This is a genomic window from Psychrobacter sp. 1U2 (genome assembly GCF_051847575.1).
Map to the genome: position 1 here is coordinate 116,462 of NZ_JBPYDC010000002.1, position 25,680 is coordinate 142,141.

Below are 25,680 nucleotides of genomic sequence, written 5' to 3' on the forward strand. Positions count from 1 at the left end.
ACCTGATGGGAAAACTATGCTGATGTTCTACGCGGCTATTAGTCCGTTTGCTCTTCAGCAATCTCAAGCTTTTTCATGCGATAACGTAAGGAGCGAAAGGTCGTGCCTAGGAGCTCAGCGGCTTGTGTTTTATTCCAGCCCGTTTGTTGCAGGGCGGTGACAATCAGCTGTTTTTCTTGCTGCTGTAGATAAGCCTCTAAGCCTTTTTCGGGTAGTTCAGCAAGGGTGCTATCTTGAATCGCTGCTGATACATTTGGTGCTGTGTCTTTTTCAGTATCATCAAGCGGGTTAGTCTTGCTCTCGGAGCTAGGCTTGACGGTTTTATGCCCCGCTAAGCTACCCGTATTAAAGGGTTGAATAGAGTCCGCTGCAAACGCTGGGCTTTGTACACGATAAGGACGGCTAGGCTGGGTAGGGGTTGTCTCTTCGGCTTGAGGGCTGCCTGCTGGGAAACTGTTTACTGTAGACGTTGAGCTATCTGATAAAGGCGTTGTTTGGGTGGTTTGATCAGTCATAGATAGCGCCTGCTCAAAGGATGATTGCTCAGGTAATGACTCGTCAAGCTCAGGTAGCCCTAAGTGCTCAATAGCAATAGTATCAGTTTCCGCTAACGTAATCGCTCGCTCTAATAAGTTACGTAGCTCACGGACGTTACCGGCAAAATGATGCGTTTTTAGACGCTGAATGGCATCATCGCTTAATTGCGGTGATCCCTCTAATTGCCATTCCTCACGAATCAAGGCTAAGAAATGCTGAGCCAAAGCCGGAATGTCATGAGCTCGCTCATTAAGGGCAGGCAGCTTTAGCTCAATGACATTGATACGGTAGTATAAGTCTTGTCTAAAGCTGTTAGCGGCTACCAGCTGAGCCAAATCTTTATGAGTGGCGGATAACAGGCGAATATCAACGGCGACCTCTTTGGTATCACCAATCGCGCGCACGGTCTTCTCTTGAATAGCGCGCAGTAGCTTGACTTGCATAGCTAAGGGTAAGTCTGCAATTTCGTCCAAAAACAATGTCCCGCCATTGGCTTGTTGAAATAGCCCTTGCTTATCAGCCACCGCACCCGTAAAGCTGCCTTTTTTATGACCAAAAAACTCTGACTCCATCAGCTCAGAGGGGATAGCGCCGCAGTTGACAGGAACAAAATGCGCCTCACGACGAGGACTTAGGTCATGAATGAGCCGAGCGGCGACTTCTTTACCCGTGCCTGATGCCCCTGACAAAAATACCGGCGCTTGCGAGCGAGCGAGCTTTAAGATAGTTGATTTTAGCGTGTCCATGACCTGAGTGTCGCCAATCAAGCGCTGGTCTAGCAATTGCTGCTCAGGCGTTTTAGCGTCTGCTGTTTGAGCAGCATCATCTTGACGAATGACTTTTAGAGCGTTTTCGACCAACTGCCGCAACCGCGGTAGCTCCAGAGGCTTATTGACAAAATCAAATGCTCCTAATTTTAGGGCTTCGATAGCTAAGTCCATACTGCCATGCGCGGTGATGACAGCCACCGGCACACACGAGCTGCTACTGATAAGCTTGACTAACTCAAGACCAGAGCCATCAGGCAATTGCAGATCTGTTAGACAAAAATCATATTCATTGGCTTGCCAGTAAGCTTTTGCCTGCGCTAAATCATAAGCGACATCGCTTTTGATCCCCATTTTAGTCAGGGTGATTTGCATTAAGCGGCACAAATCTACTTCGTCATCGACGACCAGTGCGGTTGCTGTCATAAATAACCTTTCAGTGTTCAATGAGTAAAATTAGTATAAAGCAGTTAGTATAGATCAATGGTCTAAAGGGTAGATAAAGTCGGCAGTCAGTTACGTCACCTCTTTTTATAGACTACTGCTCTCAACCATGCCTTGCTCCGTTAAAATAGCTGGGATAATCAAGCGAAAGCAGGTTTTTTTGTGTTCAGGAACATAGACTAAACGCGCCTGATTGGCTTCGCTAAACGCTTGCGATAGATATAAACCTAAGCCAGTACCGGCTTTGTCAGTGGTAAAAAACGGCTCAAATAAGTGCTCAATATCAGCGCTTTTCACCCCTTTACCATTATCTAAAACATCGATTATAACATCGTTACGTCGACTATAAATCTCTACTTCTGCGTAAGCATGAGGGTGGGATAAACTACTGTAGCGCAAACCATTATTGATTAAATTAATCAATATCTGCTCTAATTGATGCGTATCAAAGACAATAAGAGGTTGCACTGTACCGGATAAAAACACATCATGACCACTAAAATGATTAGCGATAAATTCTACCATCCAGCGCTCAAGCGCAATGCTATGTTTATTGGGTGGCTGTCGTTTGGAGAGCTTTAACACATCTTCAATGATTCTATTAACGCGTTTGGTTTGTGAGAATATCATCTTGTACAGCTCATGATTACCATCATCTACGCTATTAGAAGCCGCAGTGTCAACATTGTTGACAGCCTGCTCATCAACCTCTTCCATAAGGAGCTGGCTGGCTTGTGAGATCGCTGATAAAGGATTACGAATCTCATGAGCAATACTAGCAGTTAGCTGTCCAAGCGAAGCAAGCTTTAGCTGCTGTGCGCTGGCTTGTTCACGGCGTAAGTCTTCTAATATTATCAGGCGGCTATAGTCTTTTAGTGGGGTGATTTGTACCCGTAAACGCGCCACGATTGACGCCTCTATAGTCGTTGGCAACTCGTAAGTAAACAGCCTAGATTGTCCCGCAGGCACCGCCAAACAAGTTTTTAATAACTGTGCGTGCAAATGCGCCAATTGCTGTTGGAAGTTTTCTAGCTCATGGTTTTTTTCAAGGATACCTAATAGCTGATAAGTCGCGCGATTGGCTAATACAACCTGCTGCTGATCTAGGACTATGACGCCATTGACCATTTGGCTGATAACTTCTTGATTGATATCATTGAGTCGTTCGACTTCTTTTGCTTGCTGCGCTGAGACTTTTTCAACGTGTAATAAGCGCTGTGATATCGTCCAACTCAAAAAACCAACGACCAAGAAGCTTGCGGACATAAGCAGCGCGTCGCCTAGATTTGTTAAGCTGATACTACTAGAGAGAGCATAAAAAAACTGCTGATATATAACAAATATAACAGCGAGCAACGTGATGACTAGCGCTTGTGAGCCAGGAAGCAACATAAAGCTTGCGGCAACCACCACCATATACAGCATCGTCAGTTGTAAATCTGGCGCGCCACTGCTATAAAGCAGCAAGCTGAGCATAATGATATCGACCACTAAACCAAAGCCGAGCTGGCGCTGTGGGCGCTTGCGCACAACATAAAACAAACCCAGTAGAATGATACTGAGTAGTGTATAAAATATCAGCGCTGTCTGCTGTAGCAAACTAGGCAAGAGCAAATTATCAGCATTAGCGTTAGCGTAAGCCAATATTAAGTAAAATACATTGACGACCAGGCGGTAACTGCTATAAACCAGTCCCAATCTACGCAGCTGTGAGGAGGGCACAGTATCGTTTTGTTGACGATAGGTGTTGATGATAGTCATCGTTTTGGCTAAGAGGGTCATAAAGCAAAGGTATCACAGCAGTATAATAAAAACAGCATCATAGTAGGTTACCTCAACGAGAGCACGGCGTTAAACAATATCAAATTGCTTTAGACTCCCTTTAAATCAGCAAAGTGCTGATAGAGTAGAGTCTCGATAGAACAAAGTAGTGACAGATCCATACCCTATAAACACATTAAACCAAACCCAGTGAGGGTCGCAAAAGTTTGGTTTAAGGCTGGATCAAACCATGACGAATGGCTAAGTGCGTCAATTTCACATCGCTATCGACGCCTACTTTTTCGTAGATACGGTAGCGGTAAGTATTGATCGTTTTGACACTCACAAATAGCTGATCGGCGATCTCTTGTGGACTTTGACAGTTGACTACCATCATCGCTACCTGTTTTTCTCTATCGCTTAGTAGATCAAAAGGCGAGCCGGCTTTATCAGAGAGTAACACCTCTGCGAGCTGTTCGGCTACATCATGACTGAAATAACGACCCCCTTGATACACTTTTTTGATCGCTCTTATCATCTCATCAAGAGGCGTTCCTTTAGTAATATAACCATTGACACCTGCTTTAAGCAGCATAGAAGGATAGGGCTGAGTGACGACGCTACTCACTGCTAAAATCTTACTGCCTATATCGAGCTGTACCAAGCGTTTAGTCGCCTCTAGACCACCAATATTAGGCATATTGACATCAAGTAAGATGACGTCAGGGGTTAGTTCGCGAGCCAGTTTAATAGCCATGTCTCCGCCGTCAGCTTCACCTACGACTTCGATATCAGCACTATCGGCTAACATCCGGCTAATACCCATACGTACCAGATCGTGATCGTCTACTACTAATACTCTAATCATAGTTATACTCTTAATTATACTCTCCACAGAGTGCTTTATTGCTATTTTTTCTATAAGCTATCATTTATGGTCAAAAATAAAACCATCTCTAGACAAAATATTAAGGATAAAGACTTTGAAAAAGAATAAGTTAATCTTATTATATATTACTGGAATGTTAATCAATATTGCTGAAAACTAAAGCAAATGTAGCAAAGTTTACTCAAGACTCAAAAAGGTTTACGTAGATAGCATAGTCGATTACTCTAAAATACAAACCATGATACACTAAAAGTACACAATACTATCTCAGTAAACATTTAGCTATAATCGTTTCACGCTATTTATCTATCGGTCGTCTATTATAATCGGTGACTGACGCCATACTAACCGCAGGGGGAAGAATGAGAAATTTATCATTAACCAAACAGCAGCTTGTAGCTGCTCTGATTTCGATGAGTTTGGGCGGTGTTGCGCAAGCGGCGCTTACAATTAATGGTAACCCTGAAGCTAGTGCTCGCGTCAGTTGGGGTGGCGCTGATAGTTTATCAGAAGCTCGTAATATTATGTACAGCAAGTCGTCTACTGTCAGCCGCTCTAATAGTGGTTCAGACATTAAAAAAGTAGATAATGGTTACGGCACCACCAATATTACCAATGCTAGTAGCTATGGTAGCAGCAATAACAGATTCAACAATAGCAATAGTTACAATACCACCTACCGCGGCAGTTTTGGTAGCAGTGATATGATTCCGATTAGCACTGATTCTCGTAGTGTTGCGGTAATCGACGCAGAAACTGGCGAATCCATCTACGAAAAAGGCGCTGATATCGCCCGGCCGATGGCAAGTATCACCAAGGTAATGACGGCTATGGTAGTGCTAGATAGTGGTCTTGATATGCGTGAAGAGCTGATACTAGAGCCTGAGGACTTTGTTGGTCCTAAGCGTGCCAGCTCACGTCTAAAATCAGGTGATCGCCTAAACCGTGCTGAAATGCTACTGATGTCTTTGATGAAGTCTGAAAACCCTGCGGCAAAAAGCTTGGCTCGCAACTATCCGGGCGGCTACGATGCCTTTATGCGCGCGATGAACCGTAAGGCGCAAGAGCTTGGAATGACAACGGCCTTTTTTGGTGATCCGACTGGACTAGATAAGCGTAATGTTGCCTCTTCAAATGATTTAGTAAAAATGATACGCGCGGCTGGTAACTATGACGTGATTCGCCGCTTCTCTACCACTAAGAGCTATGATTTTTATGTTGCCAATTACGCTAGTGGTAACCGCACCTATTCTGCCAACAATACCAGCAGCTTAGTGCGCTCAGGCAGCTATCCTATCGGCATCTCAAAGACTGGGTTTATCAATGAGGCAGGTCGCTGCGTAGTTATGGAAACTCGCGTCAATAATCGTCCGGCCATCATTGTGATCTTAGGCGCTAATAGCTCAGCGACTCGTTGGGGCGATGCCAAGAATATCTTGAATAGTTTGGCGAGCCGCCGTACGGTGTAAAGACTATCCTAGTGTTGTGATTATTATTAGGCTGTTATTTAAGATAACAGCCTTTTTTATGACAATTATTTTGAAAGCTGACAGTTAATAAGAGATATAAAACGTAGATCTTGACTTGCATAGTGAATAAATTATCTAAACCTCAATGGAGTCACCCACGATATGACTGAGCTATTGACCCCATCAAACCTACCAATCCCCAAGCTGTATTTACTGACTAATGATGATGAGTTGTCAGTGCTGATGGCTAAGCTGGAGACTGCTTTAGCGACAGGGGTGGTGCACTTACTCCAGATCCGCCGCAAACAGCTCTTGGCATCAAAAGATGGTGCCAATAAGCTCTATCAAGAAGCGCTGCAAATAGTGGCGCTCGCTAAGAAATATAAAGTTGCGGTTGTAATTAACGATGATGTAGCGCTAGCAGAGAAGCTAGGCGTAGGCGTACATTTAGGGCAGGGTGACGGCAGTGTTGAGGAAGCGAGGCGGCGCTTAGGGTGCCAGCAAGTGGTTGGGCGTACTTGTCATAATGACGTCGATTTGGTCATCAACGCCAACAGCGAAGGCGCAAGCTATGCAGCAATGGGCGCTATCTTTAGCTCAACGACTAAGCCTAATGCGCAGCCTATAGAGCGCTCGAAGCTTATAGCAGGATGCGAGCAAGATATAGATATTTGTGTGATAGGCGGTCTAACCGCTGAGAACATTATTCAGCTACAAGGTTTGCCTATTCGTCATGTCGCGGTTGTTGGAGATATTATGGACTTAAGCGTTGATAAGATCGCTCATCGTTGCCAGCAGTGGCAGCAAGCTTTAAGCGCTTGGAATGCGCCTAGCTCCATACAAAGGAGCAGCGAGGCCATAGCTCAAATTACTCAAACGATGTAGAGCAAAAGCGGCGTAAAAAAGGCGCGTTTAAATCTAAACACGCCTTGATTACTATCAATCATAGGTTTGATTGAAGTTTTAGATAGCGTTATTCAGCGTGTTCCATACATAAAGTTGCGTAAGGTACGGCTTTTAGACGCTCTTCTTGAATAGGCTCACCGCAGACTTCGCATTCGGTATAAGTACCGTTTTCGATACGGCTTAGAGCGTCATTGACGTAAATAAGGTTCTGCCTGGCTTCTGCTGCAAGCAGCTGGCGCGTATCGTTTTGACGAATAGAGATCGCTTGATCTTCCCAGTCTTTATTGAGCTCATCTTGTGGGTTTTGAATATGATCTTCAATATTATCGATGCGAGTTTGGTATTCTTCTTTTAGGTCTAATAGTGTTTTCTTGGCCACATCTAAATCAATACTCATTATACTCTCCTACTGGTTTTTGTTGTTTTGTACCGTATCAGCTTAAGGGGGATAAGCCAATAGTACCACCACGAAATGTTACTGAGACTTATCGAGGGTTTATTGGATTATTTACGCAGTAAATATAAGCCAGATTGAGTTGACGATATATGAAATAGACCGCTAAAATGCGGCCAGCAAATAGCGCTATACATAAGAGTTAGCAAATGAAGGTTAGCAAGTGAAAAGTTAGCAGATGCGGCTTGTTAAACAAAATAGTGTCAAAGCAGTAGGACGTGCTCAACACGCTCTAATGAATAAACTGAACATTCAATAAAAGACAATAAGGTAGAAGTGGTCATGAACTTTTTGCGTATGAGTGAGCTGGAATTGACGGGTAAAGTCGTTTTAATTCGTGAAGATCTCAATGTGCCCATTAAAGACGGTAAAGTAATGAGCGATGCGCGTTTGCAAGCGAGCTTGCCAACGATTCAGATGGCCTTAGACAAAGGGGCAGCCGTTATTATTTGCTCTCATTTAGGTCGTCCGACAGAAGGTAGTCCGGAAGACAAATACTCACTAGCGCCAGTCGCCAACTATTTGACGCAGAAGCTAGGAGCGCAAATTGCCAAGCCGGTCACCTTAAATAGTGATTATTTGGAGCACAAGGTCAATATTCAGCCTGGGGAAGTGGTGCTACTTGAAAATGTTCGCTTCAATCAAGGCGAAAAAAATAACGATGCCAGCTTATCGCAGCACTATGCTGACTTGTGTGAAGTCTTTGTGATGGATGCTTTTGGCACCGCTCACCGGGCGCAGGCGTCTACAGAGGGGGTTACCCAAGCGATGCATCAGGCGGGTAAAGTCGCTTGTGCAGGGCCATTATTAGCCGCTGAACTTGATGCCCTTAGCCGAGCACTTGAGACGCCAGCTCAGCCCATGCTAGCGATCGTTGGTGGCTCAAAAGTATCTACGAAGCTTGAAGTACTGCATAGCTTAGCTGAAGTCTGTCGCCAAATCATCGTTGGTGGTGGTATTGCCAATACTTTCCTAGCGGCGCAAGGGCATAATGTTGGAGCCTCTTTATTTGAGGCGGACTTAGTCGATACCGCGCGTGATATTATGACTAAAACGGACATTTTACTACCAGAGTATGTGATCACCGCAAATAAGAATGATATTGATTTTGCAGACTTTACGGGCTCACTACAGCAAGCCAAAGCTGAGGTAAAAGCGGTTACAGATATAGCAGCCGATGATATGATTTTAGATATCGCTGAGCCAAGCGCCAAAAAACTGGCTGACGCTATCAGTAATGCTAAAACTATCTTATGGAATGGGCCTGTTGGGGTCTTTGAAGTGGATGCTTTTGGCACAGGTACGCAAATTATCGCTGAAGCCGTGCAAGAGAGCGCCGGGTTTTCGATCGCTGGCGGCGGCGATACTTTAGCAGCCATTGATAAATATCAAGTCGCTGACGGAGTGAGCTATATGTCGACAGGAGGCGGTGCATTTTTAGAGTTTGTCGAAGGAAAGGTGTTACCTGCCGTTGCCGCTTTACAATTGAGCGCTTAATATCGCTGATAGTAACACTAGGCGTACAAACTTCGTAAATCAACTGAGGTAGTCTGTCAAATTATTCGTAAGCGTAATCGTCATTCGATCATGTTTAAGAATAGTGATATGAAGCAGTTATTATATTGTTAATATACTGAAAATTTTTATTGCATGTCATAATTGCTAACTATAAACTAGCAAAACCATGTAATTTGACATGCATTATTTCCAAGAGGTTTATTATGTTAAAACGTCATTTGTTACTTGCCAGTGTTCTTGCTGGTACTTTCGCAGTCACTGCATGTAGCCAACAAACGGAAGAGAACACCGAAGCTGCTGTCGAATCTGCTGGTGATGATATCGCTGCTAACACAGACGCTGCCGCTACTGAAGCTGAGCTGGCCGCTCAAGACGCTGAAATTGCGGCTGAAAACGCTGGTGATGAGATTGCTCAAGGCGCTGAAACAGCCGGAGCTGCAGCTACCGATGCGCTAGCTAATACTGGTGATGCTATCGCTGATGGCACAAATGCTGCTGTTGAAGGTACGGCTGAAGCTGTAGCTGACGGTGCTGATGCCACAGAAAACGCTGCTAATGAAGTAGCTGTAGAAGCTGACCAACAATACTAATACTCACTAAAGCTGCTAATACTATTTTTGTGGCGGCTTAGAGAATAGTTAGTTCAAGATAAATCTCTACTTTATTTAAAAAGCCTTGGTTATTGCCAAGGCTTTTTTGCGTTTAGCGGTGCTAATTAATTAACTCATCATTGGGTTTTATAATCGAAGTATTAACAAGATAAATAGAGGTGTAAGCACTACGAGAGTTGGGTATATGAGAGTTGGGTATATTTTGCTATAATCACTCCGCAACAATTATCAGTGTTACTTTCATGTTTTTAAAATTTAAATAGAGAGCGTTTTATGGCTTTAATATCCCTACGTCAGCTACTAGATCATGCCGCTGAGCATAGCTACGGCGTACCTGCTTTTAACGTCAATAACTTAGAGCAGATGCGAGCTATAATGATGGCCGCCGACGCTTGTGATTCACCAGTGATTGTGCAAGCGAGTGCAGGGGCACGTACTTATGCTGGATCGGCTTTTTTGCGTCATCTGATTCTAGCTGCTATTGAAGAGTGGCCGCACATTCCAGTCGTTATGCACCAAGATCACGGCATGTCTCCGGCGATCTGTCAGCGTTCTATTCAGCAAGGGTTTTCGTCAGTGATGATGGATGGCTCTTTAGGAGAAGACGGTAAAACACCGATGGATTATGACTACAATGCTAGCGTGACCCGTGAAGTGGTTAAATTCTCTCATGCATGCGGCGTCTCAGTAGAAGGAGAGATCGGCTGTTTAGGTAGCCTTGAGACTGGCATGGCAGGCGAGGAAGATGGCTCTGGCGCTGAAGGCGTGTTAGGTCATGAGCAGCTTTTGACCAGTGCGGACGAAGCTGAGCAGTTCGTCAAAGATACGCAAGTCGATGCGCTAGCGATCGCGATCGGTACCAGCCATGGCGCTTATAAATTCACCCGTCCACCTACTGGTGATATCTTATCTATCGAACGGGTCAAAGAGATTCATGCCCGTATCCCAAATACACATTTAGTGATGCACGGCTCGTCTTCGGTGCCACAAGAATGGCTCAAGGTTATCAATGAGTATGGCGGCGATATAGGCGAGACTTACGGCGTACCCGTCGAGCAAATCGTTGAAGCGATCAAGCATGGTGTGCGTAAGGTGAATATCGATACTGACTTGCGTCTGGCTTCCACAGGGGCGATTCGTCAGCATTTGGCTCAAAACCCAAGCAACTTTGATCCGCGCAAATATTTCAAAGCTTCTATGCAAGCGATGTCCGATATCTGTACCAATCGTTTTGAAGCTTTTGGCTCAGCAGGTCAAGCGCATAAAATTCGCCCTATAAGCCTTGAGGGTATGGTTGATTTTTATAAGTAAGTTTTTTGATCAAAATGGCTTATTTAATAGTATCTTAGAGTTCCATTAACGACAGGTAGCGCATTATGATAGGACTGATTACTGGGCAAGTACAGCATTTGATGGCACCAACCGCTTGCATTATGACTGCTTCTGGTGTGGGCTACGATATCGAGCTGCCGCTACCTTCGTTTTGTCAGTTGCAGCTTGAACAGCAAGCGAGTATTTGGACGCATCTACATGTGCGCGAAGATGCGCAGCTCTTGTTCGGCTTTATCGATCGTAAAGAGCGCGACGTGTTTCGGCAACTGATCAAAATCAATGGCGTTGGCGCAAAAATGGCCTTGGCAATGCTCTCAGCGATGTCAGCCGCTGAGCTGAAAATGCACGTTGAGCAAGACTCTGAAGTTGCGCTCACTCGCATTCCGGGTATCGGCAAAAAGACGGCACAGCGCTTGCTGATTGAGCTAAAAGATAAGCTTAAGAACATTGAGGTTGATAATGGTTCGTTAGCATTTGATGTAGAGCCTGTCGTTGTGTCCTCTGAAGGTAGTGTTTTAGCAGAAGTCGAAGGAGCGCTTGTGAGCTTGGGCTATAAAGAAAAAGAAGCTCAGCAAGCGATTAAAGCGGCTAAAAGTGACGGTGCTATCTTTGAGGATACGCAAAGCTTGCTCAAAGCCACTCTTCAGCAGCTGTCTAGATTTTAGTCAACTTCGCCGATCACAACTTTATAATTTCTTATCAATAAGCGACACTAGATGTCGCTTATTTGCGTTATATTGCCCCTTACTGAGCGTTTATGCATGACACAGGCAAGCACTTTAGTTATGCTATTTAATACCCTAATATTCTTTATAAAACGATATAACTATGACTCAAGAGCGATTAATCAATCCTTTAGAAGGCGCAGGCGATGCTCCTGATGCCAATATTCGTCCGTCATTGCTCGCTGAATATATTGGACAGCCGGTAGTCCGTGAGCAGATGGAGGTGTTTATCGGTGCGGCGCGGGCTCGTGATGAGGCGCTAGATCATACGCTGATATTTGGCCCACCAGGGCTAGGTAAGACGACACTGGCGAATATTATCGCGCGAGAGATGGGCGGTAATTTGCGCTCAACCTCAGGGCCGGTGCTTGAGCGTGCTGGCGATTTGGCAGCGATGCTGACCAATTTAGAAGCGGGCGATGTGCTATTCATTGATGAGATTCACCGTTTAAGCCCTGTTATCGAAGAGATTCTCTATCCTGCGATGGAGGACTTTCAGCTTGATATTATGATTGGTGAAGGGCCTGCTGCCCGCTCTATTAAGCTTGATTTGCCACCTTTTACTTTGGTGGCGGCGACGACGCGAGCGGGTTTGCTGACCTCACCACTGCGCGATCGCTTCGGTATCGTGCAGCGGCTAGAGTTTTACAATATCGCGGATCTGACTACTATTGTAAGCCGAGCGGCGCGGCTAATGCGCGTGCCTATGAGCGAGGATGGTGCTGTGGAGATCGCGCGCCGTGCTCGCGGTACGCCAAGGATTGCCAATCGCTTGCTGCGCCGTGTGCGCGATTATGCCGAGGTCAGAGGTGATGGTAGTATTAACGGGGTGATAGCGGCAAGTGCGCTTGATATGCTAGCAGTCGATAGACGCGGACTTGATCATCTAGATAGACGTTATATCGAGATTTTGCTAGAGCGTTTTGATGGCGGGCCTGCGGGGGTGGAAGCAGTCGCTGCAGCGATGGCTGAGGATAGAGGTACGCTTGAGGATGTTATTGAGCCGTATCTGATTCAACAAGGTTATGTGCTGCGTACCGCGCGCGGGCGCATATTGACGCAAATGGCTATCGATCAGATGGAGTAAGGCTAAAATTCTTTACTCATTAAAAACGCGCTGACTCGTAAAGTTAGCGCGTTTTTAATATCAGCCAATAAAAACAACTAAAAGCGGATTATTCCGTCACAGCTAGCGGCTATGGCCAAATTTTACCAGGGTTTAAGATGTTATTAGGGTCTAGTGCGGACTTTATAGCCTGCATAACAGCGACAGCATTACCGTGTTCTTGCGCCATGTATTTTTGTTTGCCTTGACCGATACCATGCTCACCCGTGCAAGTGCCATCCATCTCGATAGCACGTACTGCTAATCGGCTAATAATGGCGTCAGCGGTGCTGATCTCCTTTGGGTCATCAGTATCGACCAATAGTAAGACGTGAAAATTACCATCGCCGACATGACCAACGATTGGGCCTATCATGCCGGAGTCTTCGATGTCCTTCGCCGTTGCACTGACGCATTCAGCTAAACGCGATATAGGCACGCAGGCGTCTGTCGATAAGGCGCTGGCTTCAGGTCGCAAAGCTGAGCTGGCATGATAAGCATTGTGCCGAGCTTGCCATAGTCGTTTGCGTTCCGTCTCATTGGTATCCCATACAAAGTCGCTACCATTAAACTCTTCTATGATCTCGTTAAAGGTCTCAGCCTGTTCGCGTACGCTAGCCTCAGTACCATGAAACTCGACAAATAAAGTCGGCGTCTCTAGCAAATTTAGATTAGCGTAAACGTTGCAGGCCTTTACTTGCAAGCTATCTAACAGCTCAATACGAGCAATAGGTAAGCACATTTGAATGGTCAGCATCACCGCCTGACAGGCCTCTTCAACAGTAGGGAAGTGGCAGAGACCGCTACCGATACATTCGCTGATACCAAATAGCTTGAGCGTCACTTCGGTCACTATGCCTAGCGTACCCTCAGAACCGATTATTAAGCGTGTCAAATCATAACCGGCAGCGGACTTTTCGGCGCGGGTGCCAGTACGGATGATTTCGCCATTAGCGGTGACCACTTCGAGCGCTAGTACCACATCTTTCATAGTGCCGTAACGTACCGCGTTAGTGCCTGAGGCGCGAGTCGCAACCATACCGCCGATGCTAGCGTTAGCACCGGGATCTATCGGAAAGAACAGTCCGGTATCGCGCAGATAGTGATTAAGCTGCTCGCGGGTGACGCCAGGCTGCACGGTCACGGTTAGATCTTCGTTATGCACCTGCAAGATAGTGTCCATAGCATGCATATCGATGCATAGGCCCCCATATGGCGCATTGAGTTGGCCTTCTAATGACGAGCCAATACCGAAAGGTATCACTGGCATTTTATAGTCATTACAGATAGCGACAGCTGCAGCGACTTCCTGCTTACCGTAAACGCTCAACACCGCATCGGGTGGCTGATTGGTCAACCAAGTCATAGTATGACCATGCTGCTCGCGAGTGGTTAGGTTGGTACTAAGCTGCTTACCAAACCTCTGTTTTAGCGCTGCAATAGCGGCGCTATGATCTGGCGTAGGGAGTTGTTTTTTATGATTAGAGTTATTCTGAGAACCATCCTTGTCAGATTGCAGACTGCTTTTAGTATAGGGATCGAGAGGGCTTTGGGCAGACATAGCTAGCTCCTAGAAATAGATAGGCGGTAACATCTTATATAATCGATTCACTTTAAAACCGATACGTGCTACTGGGATGCTTTTTTTAAACGTAGGTTTCGCAGCCTCAAAAAGTGCGAAGCGCACAGCAAGCAAGAAAAATTTGTACCCGTAGCACTACGATATTAGCGTATTGATTTTATTTCGAATTGGCTATAGTAATTAAGGTGACAGCAGAAACTTTAATAGCGCTACTAATTTTAACAGCGCCATTCCACAGACAAGGCTTGAAGGTTGCTATTAAGCTAAAATACGCCAGACAACTGCAAGTACCGCTAAAATATAAAATAGAGGCGCAAGCCAACCGATGACTTGGGTGGCAATCGCAATGCTGATAGCAAATCCTGCTAATGCTAACCAGTCGCGGCGACGGTCATTGAGCATATCAGCGCGTATTTGCTGTATCTCGCGCAGTTGGCTGTCTTGTCTGGAGCCTTGAGAAGCCAAGCTTTGTAGCCCTTGATCGAGGAGTTTTGGGATATCAGTGCTCGATAATAAAATCTCAGGCAGCTGCTTACGAAGCTGTTGCAAGTTACGCATAGGATCAAGTTGTTCTTTGATCCAGCCGCTCAGAATCGGTTTAGCTAACGACCAAATATCAAGCTCTGGATACAGATCTCGGCCTAGACCCTCAACATGGACTAAGGTTTTGAGCAGTAGCATCAGCTGCGGCGGAATACTCATATGATGGCGGCGAGCGATGTCTAATATCTGCATTAAGACACCGGCAAAATCAATCTCATTGATAGATTTTTGTAGCATAGGGCCGACAGTGCGACGCATGTCACGAACCAAAGCGTGTTTATCGGTATTAGGCGGTATCCAGCCGGCGCGGCTAACAATATCAACTAAGGCGGTAAAATTATTATTCATTACCGCTAGTAGCATCCGCGCGACTATCAGCTGATCATCATTGGATAACGTGCCCATAATGGCGCAATCAAGCCCGATGTAACGCGGTGCATGACCTAAATCGACAGGGGTTATCTCATTGGCAAGAGTTTTAACAGGTGGGGTCTCGACAAAGACATTACCCGGATGCATATCGGCATGAAAGAAGTTATCACGAAAGACTTGGGTAAAAAATATCGTTAAGCCTTTTTCTGCTAATGCCGCGCGGTCATAGCCAAGCTTATCAAAGACTTCTACTTGCGAGATCGGCACACCTTGAATGCGCTCCATCACCATGACGTTTTTCGAGGCGTCATAAACCTCAGGTACGTACATCAGCGCTGAGCCTAAGAAGTTACTGCGCATCTTAGTGGTATTATCGGCCTCTAGCGTTAAGTCCAGCTCATTGAGCATCACTTGCCGATAGTCTTCGACGATATCGATTAGATGGACCGCACGCGCCGCTTCTATCCGTGCAGAGGCCCAATTAGCAAACTCTCGCAGCAGCTCAAAATCAGCAACAATAGTCTTACGGATATCAGGGCGTACCACTTTGACAACCACTTCGCGGCCATCGGGTAGGGCGGCGGTATGTACTTGTGCAATAGAGGCAGCGGCCAAAGGTTTGGTATCGAAGCGGGCGAATAAGGTGTCAATAGTCTGACCTAAACCCTGCTTGCTATCTTCGATTTGGGCGATAGCCGTATCGACATCGAAAGGCTTGACCTTATCTTGCAGTTGAATGAGCTGTTCGATGATGTTAGGCGGCACTAAATCGCGACGGGTCGAGAGCAGCTGACCTAGTTTTAGAAATAATGTGCCCATATCCTCTAACGCGTACTTGACGGCATTAGGCTGATGCTTTTTGCCCCAAGCGGCAGGGTGCAAACGCAGTAAACGCGCTATTGGTTGCAGCTGCGGCGCCTCTTCTACAGGAAAATGGGTGTCAAGTCGATAGCTGGCGGCAATACGCCAAAGCTCGAGTAAGCGTGCGCGGTGAGATAATAGCATGGACAATAATTACTCTAGATAAGATGCAAGATTAAAACAGTGACAGTTGTGTTTGAGAAGATATCGCAATAGATTATTGATTTTGTCTTAAACGCGCTTGTTCCATTCTAAGCGCTGATAGCTTAGCCTCTTCACGCTCGACATCGGCGCGCAGTTTAAGAAGTTGCTGCTTTAAATCATTAACCTCAGCTTTATCCGTTGGATCAGGCTCACTAGTGCCAGCGATATCATTGGCCCAGTCGGTGACATCATCAAAGACGCGCTTACCACTGTGGCGTAGACTCCATTTTAGCTGAGTAATCAGCAGCTGTAGCTGACTTGCCATAGGTTTGCCAATCAATGGCTCTAGCTGACCGGCAATGTCAGGGTCAAACCCAGCGATCAACTGCTTGAGCTGCATCAGCACTTTGTAATCGCCTTCAATGGGCAAGTTACCTTTGGCGTCGCGCATCAAGTTGAGCAGCTGCGCGGGATTATCTACAGTAACAATGCAGTCAGGCTGACTATGGCCTAGCCGCGTCATATCCATATCCGCTTGCGCGCGCTCATCTAACTTATTAACACTTGAGGGATCACCGCCGCGCGGCTCAAACACACTAGGAATCGTTACTGGCTCAAAACGCAGGCGCTTATGATTGAATATGACGTCTAAATGCAGCTCAGGCACCGCCATATTGAGGCGCAGCACTTTACCAGCAAGAGGCTCAAGACCGGCTTGGGTGATCTCATCACTCATCAAAGCGACATTAATAAGCTTTTCAGCGCCTGCCAAAAGTAAGACCGTTAGCATAATATTCTCACAGTAATAAGATTAGGGTTTCAGCTTTGAACGATAAGTGTTAACCGTTACGCTTTAAAACCGCGATGCACCGCAACGATACCCGCAGTTAAGTTATGATAATCGCAATTGACAAAACCCGCTTGCTCCATCATCTGTTTGAGCGTCTGCTGATTGGGATGCATACGAATAGACTCTGCTAAATACTGATAACTCTCTGAGTCGTTAGCGACGATTTTACCCATCATCGGGAGCGCCGTAAATGAGTATAAATCATAGGCCTTAGATAAAGGTTCAAAAATAGGTTTCGAGAATTCTAATATCAGCAAACGGCCGCCAGGCTTTAACACACGGTACATAGAGCGCAGCGCTGCATCTTTATCCGTGACGTTACGCAAACCAAAGCTGATGGTCAATAGATCAAAGCTCTCGTCATCGAAAGGCGCTAGAGTCTCAGCATTGGCAAGAACAAAATCGACATTATTGCAGCCGGCATTGATTAAGCGCTCGCGGCCAACCTCGAGCATAGCGGCGTTAATATCTGATAACACCACATGACCATGACGACCGACTTCACGGCTGAATACTTTAGCCAAGTCGCCTGTGCCGCCTGCAATATCAAGCACCTTTTGGCCAGCGCGAACGCCCGATAAGCTGATAGCAAAGCGCTTCCATAACCGGTGGATACCAAAGGACATTAAATCATTCATGATGTCGTATTTTTTGGCGACTGAGGTAAAGACGTCCGCCACGCGCGCTTGTTTCTCAGCTTTATTAACAGTCTTATAGCCAAAATGCGTTTGCTCTAAGCCATCAGTATCAGGCGTATGCGGGTTATTGATATCATCGCGCTGATTAAAGGCCGTTTTTTTGACTGTGGCATTATTGCTTTGAGACTGGGTGTGGTTATCGGAAGCTGCATTCGTCGTACTGTTGTTAGATAGCATGGTTTGTTGACCTTGCGGCGTTCCTACTGGCAGGTCTTGTACCTGTGTGAAATCATTGGTTTTAGGACTAGCCGTCTTATTATTGTTGGTGTCAGTTTTATTAGCATTCATAATGGTTTGATTCTTAACTTTAGGCACAGGAATTTGGCGAGCTTGAACCTGTGCGGTAATATTTTGGTTATTAGCGATACTATCTTTGACCAACTGGTCCTGCAAGTCGCTATGAGAGTTAGGCTTGCTATGCATACTAGTATCGAGATGAGTCGTATTGATATTATTGTTAAGAGTATCATTGGCATTGTTATTCATAAGATTATCCTATTACTGATACGCATGGCTAGTTATTGATTTAGGAGCGCTAATGCTCGTATTTGTAGCGCTATGATACAGCAAACACGGTAACTGTGTCGCCATTATCCGCGGCATGGACTTGATCAACAATGGCAAGCTCGCGCGCGCAAAAAGGCTCTATAAAGCCTTTGACGCTCTTTAGCGGCCGCATAGCAGTAAATCCTGCATCGATAAAATCATATAGCGGCTGATAATTATGGCGATAGGCAGTACCTTTTGTCATGGCAAAAGCCTTGCGTAGCATAAATGAATTGATATATTTATCGGTGCGGTAGCAGACTTCTTTCAGGTTAGCAAGCTGAGCTCGGCGCTCATCCGCTTCATCGACCGCACGATAAGCACGAATCATAGTCTCTGCATTAACGGGCAAGTCTTGCGCTATTAACCACTGCGCCAAATGCAAGTCTAATTCAATGGCTAAAATAGCGGCGTAGATAGCCATACTCCCTGTTTCTAACGCTGTAGCAGGCGCAAAACGCTCTACTTTTTTGGCTTTAGGGACGATGCGCTGTAGCTGTTCGGCAAGATTTTTGAACTCATCACCGCCATAAAGCTGCGTCAAAAAATAATCTGCCATCGGTCGGTTTTTTGGTTGTTCAAAGGCATCGGCGTGAGTTTGTTCAATACGGGCGCGCTGCCATGCTTGCACTTCAATGAGTTTTTCATTCAGCGCTGCATTATCATGATAAGGCAATTGCCAAAAGCGCGTTAGATGATGCTGTAGTTCTGATAATGCCGACATAAAAATCCTCTATTAAAACCTAACTAAGTATAGACATTAGGGATTGAAACCTAACTGTGAGTAATACAATGATAAATTAGTAATCATGAATGGACGAAGCATGACACAAACAATAGCGAAGTTATTTGGAATCGACTATCAATATTAATTGCGTATCCACGATCCATCTGTTACTTCTATATGGGCCTATGATACCTTAAAGCCTCTATTTTTGTCGCCTTTATCATGCTTACGGCGATGTATTTGCTCAATAATCGCAAGTTCACGGGCACAAAAAGGATCGATGAAGCTGCTAACACTTTCAAGCGGTTTCATCGCCGCAAAACCCGCTTCCACAAAATCATAAAGCGGCTGATAGTTAAGATTGTAAGCAGTACTTTTGGCTAAGGCAAAAGCTTTTTGTAGTAAGAATGAATTGAAGTACTTGTCAGTACGGTAACAGACCTCTTTTAATTGACTAAGCTGCTCACGGCGCTCAGCAGATTTATCGGTCACACTATAAGCGAGCATGACGTTTTTTTCGTTAATGGGCAGCTGATTGTCAACTAGCCACTGAGCTAAATATAAGTCCATCTCAATCGCTACAATCGCTGCTTGAATCGACATACTAGCGGTTTCTAGTACCGACTCTTTAACCAAACGCTCAAGCTTTTGCGCTTTTGGCAACACTCGAGCTAATTGTACCGCTAGTAGTTTAAATTTTTCGCCGCCATAGAGCTGCGTCAGAAAATAATCTGCCATCAGTTGATTGTTAGGCTGTGAAAATAGCTCTTTATGAGTATGTTGAATGCGCAGGCGCTGCCAAGTCTGCACTTCGTTTAGTGCTTGATTGAGAGTTTCATCATCGTGATAAGGGAGCTCCCAATAACGAATTAGATGTTGTTGCAACTCTGAAAAAGCGGTCATGACAGCTAATCCTATGTAATTTAAATAATAAAACCAACCCTACTATAAAGTTACCCTTAAATAAAACAGAATACAAACGGCAAACTGTTACATAGCGAGGTTATGCCTATGGCAAGTGAATGCTATTATAAATAAAAGCTAATAAATCAATATCTGCCAGCTAGCACTACTAATAATAATGTCCTATACCTGACTACAAGAGCAGAATTATCTCCTCTTTACCTGACAAACCTCTATAAAAAGTGAGTCACTATCATGTCAAAGCAGCAGCCAAACCGTAAGCTTGACAAGCAAAAGCTACCAAAAGATCGACTACAAGGAGTTAGCGATAAGCTTGATCCAAAGGTGGTCAGTAGCCGTCTAACTCCCAATCCATTGAGTGAATTTTCGATGGATAAAGACGATTTGCGCCTAGCGTTAGTTACAGCTCAGTTTGCGCTTAGAGCGACAAGGCAGCAGACCCCGCCGCCAGCCAATAAACCTACCGGCTTACTGGTGCTTGTCAATGGTATGGAGCAAGCGGGTAAAGGCAGCTCAGTTAAGCAGCTGAGGCAATGGGTCGATCCAAGGCTACTAAAAGTAGAGGCCACAATTGGCTACCCGCCATTAGCTTATCAACCTATCTGGCAGGCGCATACTAAAGCGATGCCGCGTCACGGCGATGTCATGGTTTATTTTGGTAACTGGTACGCCGATCTGATACATAACGTCATGCGCATGATTCAAGATAAATCAACAAACGGCGCGGAGGTACAACAAAAACTGCCAACAACGGATTGGCACGTTTATTTAAAAGAGCAATTGGCTGAGCTAAAAACTTTTGAGCAAGATTTGAGTGCCAATCATACTAAGGTATTGAAGTGTTGGTTTCATATCGATGCTGAGACGTTAAAGGAGCGCCTAAATGATGATACAGCAGATCCTCAGTATCTGTATCAGATAGACTGGTGCGATGAGAAGGTGCTAGAGCAGTTTAACTTGATAGCAGCAACGATACTGCGCCAACAAGGCGACTGGATCATTATTGATGGCAATGACAAGTCGCAAGCACAAACGAGCTTTTGTCACGAAGTCCTGCATGCTATACAAACGGCACTAGCGAGTAGTGAGAAACCTGCGAAAGAAAACCTAGACAACCCTGCAGCACCTGACTCGCCTGATTGTACAGCGGCTGTTTTTACAGATACGGAGGTGCCAAAAGCGCTCACTGATATCAAAGACCATGATTTAGATAAGTCGGATTACAAAGAGAAGCTAGCGGACAAGCAAGCTGAGTTTGCGAAGTTAATACGAGCTCGCAGAGGTCGTCATGTGGTATTTGCTTTTGAAGGTATGGACGCGGCAGGCAAGGGCGGCTCTATCAAAAGAATGGTTGCACCACTCGATCCGCGCGAGTATCAGATTTATAATATCGGCGCACCCATGCTCTATGAGCTACAGCATCCTTATCTCTGGCGATTTTGGACGCGGCTACCTAACGAGCAAACGGATCGCATCAGCCGTATCGCTATCTTCGATCGTACTTGGTACGGGCGAGTATTGGTCGAGCGTATTGAAGGGTTTGCTGAGCCTGCTGATTGGCAACGCGCTTATGGAGAGATCAATCGCTTTGAGGCGGATCTACAAGCAGCAGGCACGCTAGTCATTAAATACTGGCTGGCTATTGATAAGGATGAGCAGCTCAAGCGCTTTGAGGCAAGACGAGAGACGCCGCATAAAAAATTCAAACTCACTGATGATGATTGGCGCAACCGTGAGAGGTGGCAAGATTATGTACAAGCGGCGGCTGATATGCTGGCGCATACCAATACTGAGCATGCGCCTTGGTGTATTGTCGCGACCAATGACAAGCGCCGTGCGCGTCTCGATGTACTCGATCATGCAATTGAACAACTACAAGCCTCCGAAAAGTGGCGGAATAAAAAGTAAAATAAGCAGATAAACAAAAAGAATTGCGCTCATAAACCTGTCGTTACAATTTTGGCAATTTCATTGTGCATAAGTGCTGAATTTTTAATATAATAGGCGCACGAATAGGGGCTGATGACTCTTTGATCTTGAGGGTTAGTCCTGGATACAATGTGTCAATGTTTATAGCTTTGATATTTCATTGTCTCATTCTAATGATTTGTTCTAATTCTAATGGTTTCATTCTAATAAACTTATCAGCGGCTATTCTTTATTTAAATAACTGCTAGATACCTAAGCCGCGAGCTGCCTTAATCAATTGATTTAGACTGTTACTTGCGGCTTAATTGTATGTCTATAGCATGCAAGTTTATAAGAATTGCTATACATTCAAAGAGTAGCTCTATCCAGATTCAAGCACGATGAAGTTAAGCCGCAATCACGCAACTGAGCAGGGTATAGCGTGTGTTGTGACATCATTATCACTAGCAAGTCTCTTTAATCTTACTCAAGGCGTCTCATTTTATGGGTATTAGCAGCAACTCTACAGCATCAACCAAGCCGGTTGGTTCTATGAGAATCAATTTATTTTTTGCTATTTTACTGACTGCGATGACCAGCTATTTTTTATGGTGGGGTCTCGACTACACTATGCGTCAGCAGACGACGTTGTTTATCGTTGCTACTGCCTTTGGTGTCTTTATGGCATTCAATATCGGTGGTAATGACGTCGCAAACTCCTTTGGCACCTCAGTAGGGGCAGGAACGCTAACTATTCCGCAAGCTTTGGGAGTAGCCGCGATATTTGAAGTATCAGGCGCCGTATTAGCGGGCGGTGAAGTGACTGATACTATTCGCAGTGGTATTGTGGATTTGGACGGTTTGGCAGTCAGTCCGAATCAGTTTATTTATGTCATGCTCTCCGCTTTGATTGCCGCCGCGTTTTGGTTATTATTTGCCACCAAAAAAGGTCTACCCGTTTCAACCACGCACTCCATTATTGGCGGGGTAGTGGGTAGCTCTATCGTATTAGGTATCACTCTAGGTGGTACTGAGATGGCGCTCTCAACCGTAGATTGGGGCACCATCGGCACTATCGCTGTCTCTTGGGTATTATCGCCCTTATTAGGCGGCGTGCTTTCTTACTTCTTATATGGTCATATCAAACGTAACGTCATCGACTATAACGATCATGCAGAAGCGCAAATTGCAGAGCTAAAAGCCGATAAAAAATCCATCAAAAAAGAGCACAAAGAACGCCTTGATGCGATGACTGAGTCCGAGCAGCTCTCCTATACCTCAGCCATGCTTCGCGATCAAGACATTTATAAAGACGATGATTGTGACGTTGAGGACTTAGAGACAGACTATTATAAAAAGTTATATATCGTCGAGCATGAGCGTGAAAGCTTAGATACCCTAAAAGCTCTGAAGAAGTGGGTACCTATCTTGGCAGCTATGGGCGGGGCGGTGATGACCTCGTTAGTCGTGTTTAAAGGCCTTAAAAACGTCAATAGCAATATGACGACCCTACAAGGCTTCTTAATCATGGGTATGATAAGTGCACTAGTTTGGCTAGCCACTTATATCTATACTAAGAGTATTCGCGGTAAGCATAAAGAGGATCTGACCAAAGCGACCTTTATTATGTTCAGCTGGATGCAGGTCTTCACCGCGTCAGCCTTTGCCTTCAGTCATGGCTCTAACGACATTGCTAACGCAGTAGGTCCTTTTGCCGCCATTATGGATGTGATTCGAACGAATACTATTGCCTCAGAGGCAGCAGTACCATCGCCTGTGATGCTCACCTTTGGGGTAGCGCTTATCGTTGGCTTATGGTTTATCGGTAAAGAGGTGATTCAAACGGTCGGCACTAACCTTGCCAAAATGCATCCGGCCTCTGGCTTTTCAGCTGAGCTTGCTGCCGCAGGCGTGGTAATGGGCGCTTCGACTTTAGGCTTACCCGTATCGAGCACGCATACCTTAGTAGGCGCGGTTTTAGGTATCGGTATCGTCAATAGAAACACCAATTGGGCGCTCATGAAGCCTATTGGACTGGCATGGGTTATTACTTTACCAGTCGCAGCAGCGTTATCGGCTATTAGTTTCTTAATACTCAATCAGATTTTTAGTTAGTAAGATATTAACTATAAAATGATGAAACCGACGGGTCAAAAATTTAGTATTAAAAAAAGCTTATCGATAACCATCGATAAGCTTTTTTACTACAATAGAGTATGATTTGGGTTTAATTTATGATGATAGTTTTTGTCATTAACTTAAGCTTCAAGGGCTTGTTTGTTAACAGTTTTATGGGCTGTTTTATCTGTGCCGTACTGTTGACGTTTTTTGGCAAAGAAACGATCTAAGCGGTCCATAGCATTCTCTAAATCATGCAGATTAGGTAAGAATACTAAGCGGAAATGGTCGGGAGTATCCCAATTAAAACCAGTGCCTTGTACCATCAGTACCTTCTCATCAATCAATAAGTCCATCATAAACTGCATATCGTCTTTGACCGGATAGATTTCAGGGTCCATCTTTGGAAAGCAGTAAAACGCCCCTTGCGGCATAGTACAAGAAATACCAGGAATCGCATTAAGACGCGAGATTGCCATTTCGCGCTGCTTGAACAAGCGACCTTTCTCTGAGGTCAGCTCTTTCATGCTTTGGTAGCCGCCCATCGCGGTTTGAATGGCATACTGTCCTTGTACGTTTGAGCACAGGCGCATAGAGGCGAGCATATCTAAACCTTCGATAAAGTCCGTCGCATGTTGCTTTTTACCAGACACCATCATCCAGCCGGCGCGAAACCCTGCAATACGGTGTGATTTTGACAAGCCGTTATAAGATAGGACTAAAACTTCATCGGTAAGCGTGCTCATCGGCTTATGTTCGACATCGTCATATAGCACGCGGTCATAAATCTCGTCCGCCATAATAATCAAATTGTGCTCTTTAGAGACTTCGATGATCTGTTTTAGGTTCTCATCTGAGTACAGCGCCCCAGTCGGGTTATTGGGATTGATAACGACGATGCCTTTAGTTTTGCTCGTAATTTTTGCTTTAATATCTTCGATATCAGGCTGCCAGTTATCGTCTTCATTGCAGCGATAGTGCACCGCGGTACCACCAGAGAGGTTAGTCGCTGCCGTCCATAGTGGATAATCGGGCATTGGGATGAGAACTTCATCGCCATCGTTCATCAGTGCCTGCATGGTCATCACAATCAGCTCTGAGACGCCATTGCCTAGGTATACATCACGCACATCGACTGCTGATAACAGACCCTTGGACTGATAATACTGCAGCACCGCTTTACGCGCTGAAAAGATGCCTTGTGAGTCTGAATATCCTGTCGCTTCTGGCAGGTTCATTGCCACATCTCGCAGGATCTCATGCGGCGCTTCTAAGCCAAAGGGGGCAGGGTTACCGACGTTGAGCTTGAGAATACGTTGACCTTCGGCTTCCATTTTATTAGCTGTTTTTAATAAAGGACCACGAATGTCGTAGCAAACGTTTTGTAGTTTTTCAGACTTTTTAAGTTCAGTCATAGTCGTCTCTTCCTTGTCTTGAAGCCTCTTATCTTGAGGTGTTTTATTTTGGTCTGTCGTGTGAGCATTAGAGTCAATATCTGATTGTTGGGTTGGTTTATCATAAGCTGGCGAGGATTTATTTTGATTTGTCGTTATGGACTGAGGGTTGAGTTGATGCCTATCGCTATCATTGTCACCGCGAAGTAAATAGCCTTCCGTGCATCCCAAAAGTCGTGCCAGTGTAGGCAACTTGGAGGAGACAATACCATTGATACCGCGCTCCCAATTAGAGATAGCGCCGCGACTGACTTTAGCGCCTGCTTTGGTCATCGCTTGTGCCAACTGCTCAGCGGTTAACCCTTTGTCACGGCGCAGTTGTACCAGTCTTTCAGCTTGTGCCAAACGCTGGTCTTGAGCGGATTCATCTTGGGTTTTACTCATAATTATTTTAACCTCAGCTTATTAACGCTTTATAGAGTGCCTCAATGCAAG

20 protein-coding genes are annotated in these 25,680 nt (G+C 45.3%); 9 read left to right on the forward strand and 11 right to left on the reverse strand.

The window, feature by feature from the left end:
- Nucleotides 1-38: 38 nt before the first annotated feature.
- The 3 genes from ACS8FD_RS01715 to ACS8FD_RS01725 form a co-directional block, all read right to left on the reverse strand.
- A complete protein-coding gene (locus ACS8FD_RS01715) occupies nt 39-1,730 on the reverse strand; it encodes a sigma 54-interacting transcriptional regulator (RefSeq protein ID WP_439274145.1) in 1,692 nt (563 codons plus the stop codon).
- A gap of 105 nt (nt 1,731-1,835) precedes the next feature.
- On the reverse strand, nt 1,836-3,509 hold the full coding sequence (locus tag ACS8FD_RS01720) for a sensor histidine kinase (RefSeq protein ID WP_439274146.1): 1,674 nt from the start codon (nt 3,507-3,509) through the stop codon (nt 1,836-1,838).
- Between the two features lie 232 nt (nt 3,510-3,741).
- Nucleotides 3,742-4,377 (reverse strand): response regulator, encoded by a 636-nt coding sequence (locus ACS8FD_RS01725; protein ID WP_439274147.1) that lies wholly within the window; start codon nt 4,375-4,377, stop codon nt 3,742-3,744.
- A 383-nt stretch (nt 4,378-4,760) separates the two neighbouring features.
- Between ACS8FD_RS01725 and ACS8FD_RS01730 the strand changes: the two genes are divergently transcribed.
- Together ACS8FD_RS01730 and ACS8FD_RS01735 are read left to right on the forward strand one after the other, a co-directional pair.
- A complete protein-coding gene (locus ACS8FD_RS01730) occupies nt 4,761-5,867 on the forward strand; it encodes a serine hydrolase (RefSeq protein ID WP_439274148.1) in 1,107 nt (368 codons plus the stop codon).
- 162 nt (nt 5,868-6,029) lie between these two features.
- Nucleotides 6,030-6,752, forward strand: a complete 723-nt coding sequence (locus tag ACS8FD_RS01735; protein ID WP_439274149.1) for a thiamine phosphate synthase — start codon at nt 6,030-6,032, stop codon at nt 6,750-6,752.
- Between the two features lie 88 nt (nt 6,753-6,840).
- Here ACS8FD_RS01735 and ACS8FD_RS01740 read toward each other — a convergent pair whose 3' ends face one another.
- On the reverse strand, nt 6,841-7,170 hold the full coding sequence (locus tag ACS8FD_RS01740; RefSeq protein ID WP_439242450.1) for a TraR/DksA family transcriptional regulator: 330 nt from the start codon (nt 7,168-7,170) through the stop codon (nt 6,841-6,843).
- A gap of 339 nt (nt 7,171-7,509) precedes the next feature.
- On the opposite strand from ACS8FD_RS01740, the gene ACS8FD_RS01745 reads away from it, so the two are divergent.
- From ACS8FD_RS01745 to ruvB, 5 genes are all read left to right on the forward strand, one after another.
- A complete protein-coding gene (locus ACS8FD_RS01745) occupies nt 7,510-8,724 on the forward strand; it encodes a phosphoglycerate kinase (protein ID WP_439274150.1) in 1,215 nt (404 codons plus the stop codon).
- A gap of 224 nt (nt 8,725-8,948) precedes the next feature.
- Complete coding sequence (locus ACS8FD_RS01750; protein WP_439274151.1) at nt 8,949-9,335, forward strand: hypothetical protein; 387 nt, start codon at nt 8,949-8,951, stop codon at nt 9,333-9,335.
- Between the two features lie 294 nt (nt 9,336-9,629).
- Nucleotides 9,630-10,667, forward strand: a complete 1,038-nt coding sequence (fba, locus tag ACS8FD_RS01755; RefSeq protein ID WP_439274152.1) for a class II fructose-bisphosphate aldolase — start codon at nt 9,630-9,632, stop codon at nt 10,665-10,667.
- 65 nt (nt 10,668-10,732) lie between these two features.
- The gene (gene ruvA / locus ACS8FD_RS01760) at nt 10,733-11,353 is read left to right on the forward strand and encodes a Holliday junction branch migration protein RuvA (protein ID WP_439274153.1); all 621 of its coding nucleotides are present in this window, start codon (nt 10,733-10,735) and stop codon (nt 11,351-11,353) included.
- Between the two features lie 163 nt (nt 11,354-11,516).
- Entirely contained in the window at nt 11,517-12,500 is a 984-nt protein-coding gene (ruvB, locus tag ACS8FD_RS01765) for a Holliday junction branch migration DNA helicase RuvB (RefSeq protein ID WP_439274154.1), read from the forward strand.
- Nucleotides 12,501-12,609: 109 nt separating this feature from the next.
- Here the strand turns inward: ruvB and ACS8FD_RS01770 are convergent, their stop codons facing one another.
- The 6 genes from ACS8FD_RS01770 to ACS8FD_RS01795 form a co-directional block, all read right to left on the reverse strand.
- Nucleotides 12,610-14,079, reverse strand: coding sequence for an FAD-binding oxidoreductase (locus tag ACS8FD_RS01770; protein ID WP_439274155.1), 1,470 nt, complete (start codon nt 14,077-14,079; stop codon nt 12,610-12,612).
- Between the two features lie 279 nt (nt 14,080-14,358).
- Nucleotides 14,359-16,020 carry an ABC1 kinase family protein gene (locus ACS8FD_RS01775; protein ID WP_439274156.1) on the reverse strand — a complete coding sequence of 554 codons (1,662 nt, stop codon included), beginning with the start codon at nt 16,018-16,020 and terminating at the stop codon, nt 14,359-14,361.
- Between the two features lie 73 nt (nt 16,021-16,093).
- On the reverse strand, nt 16,094-16,810 hold the full coding sequence (locus ACS8FD_RS01780; protein WP_439274157.1) for a ubiquinone biosynthesis accessory factor UbiJ: 717 nt from the start codon (nt 16,808-16,810) through the stop codon (nt 16,094-16,096).
- A 56-nt stretch (nt 16,811-16,866) separates the two neighbouring features.
- Nucleotides 16,867-17,745: a bifunctional demethylmenaquinone methyltransferase/2-methoxy-6-polyprenyl-1,4-benzoquinol methylase UbiE gene (gene ubiE / locus ACS8FD_RS01785; protein WP_439274207.1), complete on the reverse strand. Its 879-nt coding sequence runs from the start codon at nt 17,743-17,745 to the stop codon at nt 16,867-16,869.
- Nucleotides 17,746-18,124: 379 nt separating this feature from the next.
- The gene (locus ACS8FD_RS01790) at nt 18,125-18,838 is read right to left on the reverse strand and encodes an FFLEELY motif protein (RefSeq protein WP_439274158.1); all 714 of its coding nucleotides are present in this window, start codon (nt 18,836-18,838) and stop codon (nt 18,125-18,127) included.
- A 186-nt stretch (nt 18,839-19,024) separates the two neighbouring features.
- Nucleotides 19,025-19,744, reverse strand: coding sequence for an FFLEELY motif protein (locus ACS8FD_RS01795; protein ID WP_439274159.1), 720 nt, complete (start codon nt 19,742-19,744; stop codon nt 19,025-19,027).
- A 255-nt stretch (nt 19,745-19,999) separates the two neighbouring features.
- Here ACS8FD_RS01795 and ACS8FD_RS01800 point away from each other — a divergent pair, with 255 nt between their 5' ends.
- A complete protein-coding gene (locus tag ACS8FD_RS01800) occupies nt 20,000-21,673 on the forward strand; it encodes an ATPase (RefSeq protein WP_439274160.1) in 1,674 nt (557 codons plus the stop codon).
- Between the two features lie 504 nt (nt 21,674-22,177).
- A complete protein-coding gene (locus ACS8FD_RS01805) occupies nt 22,178-23,788 on the forward strand; it encodes an inorganic phosphate transporter (RefSeq protein WP_439274161.1) in 1,611 nt (536 codons plus the stop codon).
- 143 nt (nt 23,789-23,931) lie between these two features.
- Here ACS8FD_RS01805 and ACS8FD_RS01810 read toward each other — a convergent pair whose 3' ends face one another.
- A complete protein-coding gene (locus tag ACS8FD_RS01810) occupies nt 23,932-25,629 on the reverse strand; it encodes an aminotransferase class I/II-fold pyridoxal phosphate-dependent enzyme (RefSeq protein WP_439274162.1) in 1,698 nt (565 codons plus the stop codon).
- Nucleotides 25,630-25,680 lie beyond the last annotated feature (51 nt).

Excerpts from the sequence above, each read along its gene's own strand:
- ACS8FD_RS01715 (WP_439274145.1), bottom strand. The coding sequence starts at position 1,730 with ATGACAGCAACCGCACTGGTCGTCGATGACGAAGTAGATTTGTGCCGC.
- ACS8FD_RS01780 (WP_439274157.1), bottom strand. The coding sequence starts at position 16,810 with ATGCTAACGGTCTTACTTTTGGCAGGCGCTGAAAAGCTTATTAATGTC.
- ACS8FD_RS01740 (WP_439242450.1), bottom strand. The coding sequence starts at position 7,170 with ATGAGTATTGATTTAGATGTGGCCAAGAAAACACTATTAGACCTAAAA.
- ACS8FD_RS01805 (WP_439274161.1), top strand. The coding sequence starts at position 22,178 with ATGGGTATTAGCAGCAACTCTACAGCATCAACCAAGCCGGTTGGTTCT.
- ACS8FD_RS01745 (WP_439274150.1), top strand. The coding sequence starts at position 7,510 with ATGAACTTTTTGCGTATGAGTGAGCTGGAATTGACGGGTAAAGTCGTT.
- ACS8FD_RS01730 (WP_439274148.1), top strand. The coding sequence starts at position 4,761 with ATGAGAAATTTATCATTAACCAAACAGCAGCTTGTAGCTGCTCTGATT.
- ACS8FD_RS01810 (WP_439274162.1), bottom strand. The coding sequence starts at position 25,629 with ATGAGTAAAACCCAAGATGAATCCGCTCAAGACCAGCGTTTGGCACAA.
- ruvB (WP_439274154.1), top strand. The coding sequence starts at position 11,517 with ATGACTCAAGAGCGATTAATCAATCCTTTAGAAGGCGCAGGCGATGCT.
- ACS8FD_RS01800 (WP_439274160.1), top strand. The coding sequence starts at position 20,000 with ATGTCAAAGCAGCAGCCAAACCGTAAGCTTGACAAGCAAAAGCTACCA.
- ACS8FD_RS01775 (WP_439274156.1), bottom strand. The coding sequence starts at position 16,020 with ATGCTATTATCTCACCGCGCACGCTTACTCGAGCTTTGGCGTATTGCC.
- ubiE (WP_439274207.1), bottom strand. The coding sequence starts at position 17,745 with ATGCTATCTAACAACAGTACGACGAATGCAGCTTCCGATAACCACACC.
- ACS8FD_RS01720 (WP_439274146.1), bottom strand. The coding sequence starts at position 3,509 with ATGACTATCATCAACACCTATCGTCAACAAAACGATACTGTGCCCTCC.
- ACS8FD_RS01725 (WP_439274147.1), bottom strand. The coding sequence starts at position 4,377 with ATGATTAGAGTATTAGTAGTAGACGATCACGATCTGGTACGTATGGGT.
- ruvA (WP_439274153.1), top strand. The coding sequence starts at position 10,733 with ATGATAGGACTGATTACTGGGCAAGTACAGCATTTGATGGCACCAACC.
- fba (WP_439274152.1), top strand. The coding sequence starts at position 9,630 with ATGGCTTTAATATCCCTACGTCAGCTACTAGATCATGCCGCTGAGCAT.
- ACS8FD_RS01790 (WP_439274158.1), bottom strand. The coding sequence starts at position 18,838 with ATGTCGGCATTATCAGAACTACAGCATCATCTAACGCGCTTTTGGCAA.
- ACS8FD_RS01735 (WP_439274149.1), top strand. The coding sequence starts at position 6,030 with ATGACTGAGCTATTGACCCCATCAAACCTACCAATCCCCAAGCTGTAT.
- ACS8FD_RS01795 (WP_439274159.1), bottom strand. The coding sequence starts at position 19,744 with ATGACCGCTTTTTCAGAGTTGCAACAACATCTAATTCGTTATTGGGAG.
- ACS8FD_RS01750 (WP_439274151.1), top strand. The coding sequence starts at position 8,949 with ATGTTAAAACGTCATTTGTTACTTGCCAGTGTTCTTGCTGGTACTTTC.
- ACS8FD_RS01770 (WP_439274155.1), bottom strand. The coding sequence starts at position 14,079 with ATGTCTGCCCAAAGCCCTCTCGATCCCTATACTAAAAGCAGTCTGCAA.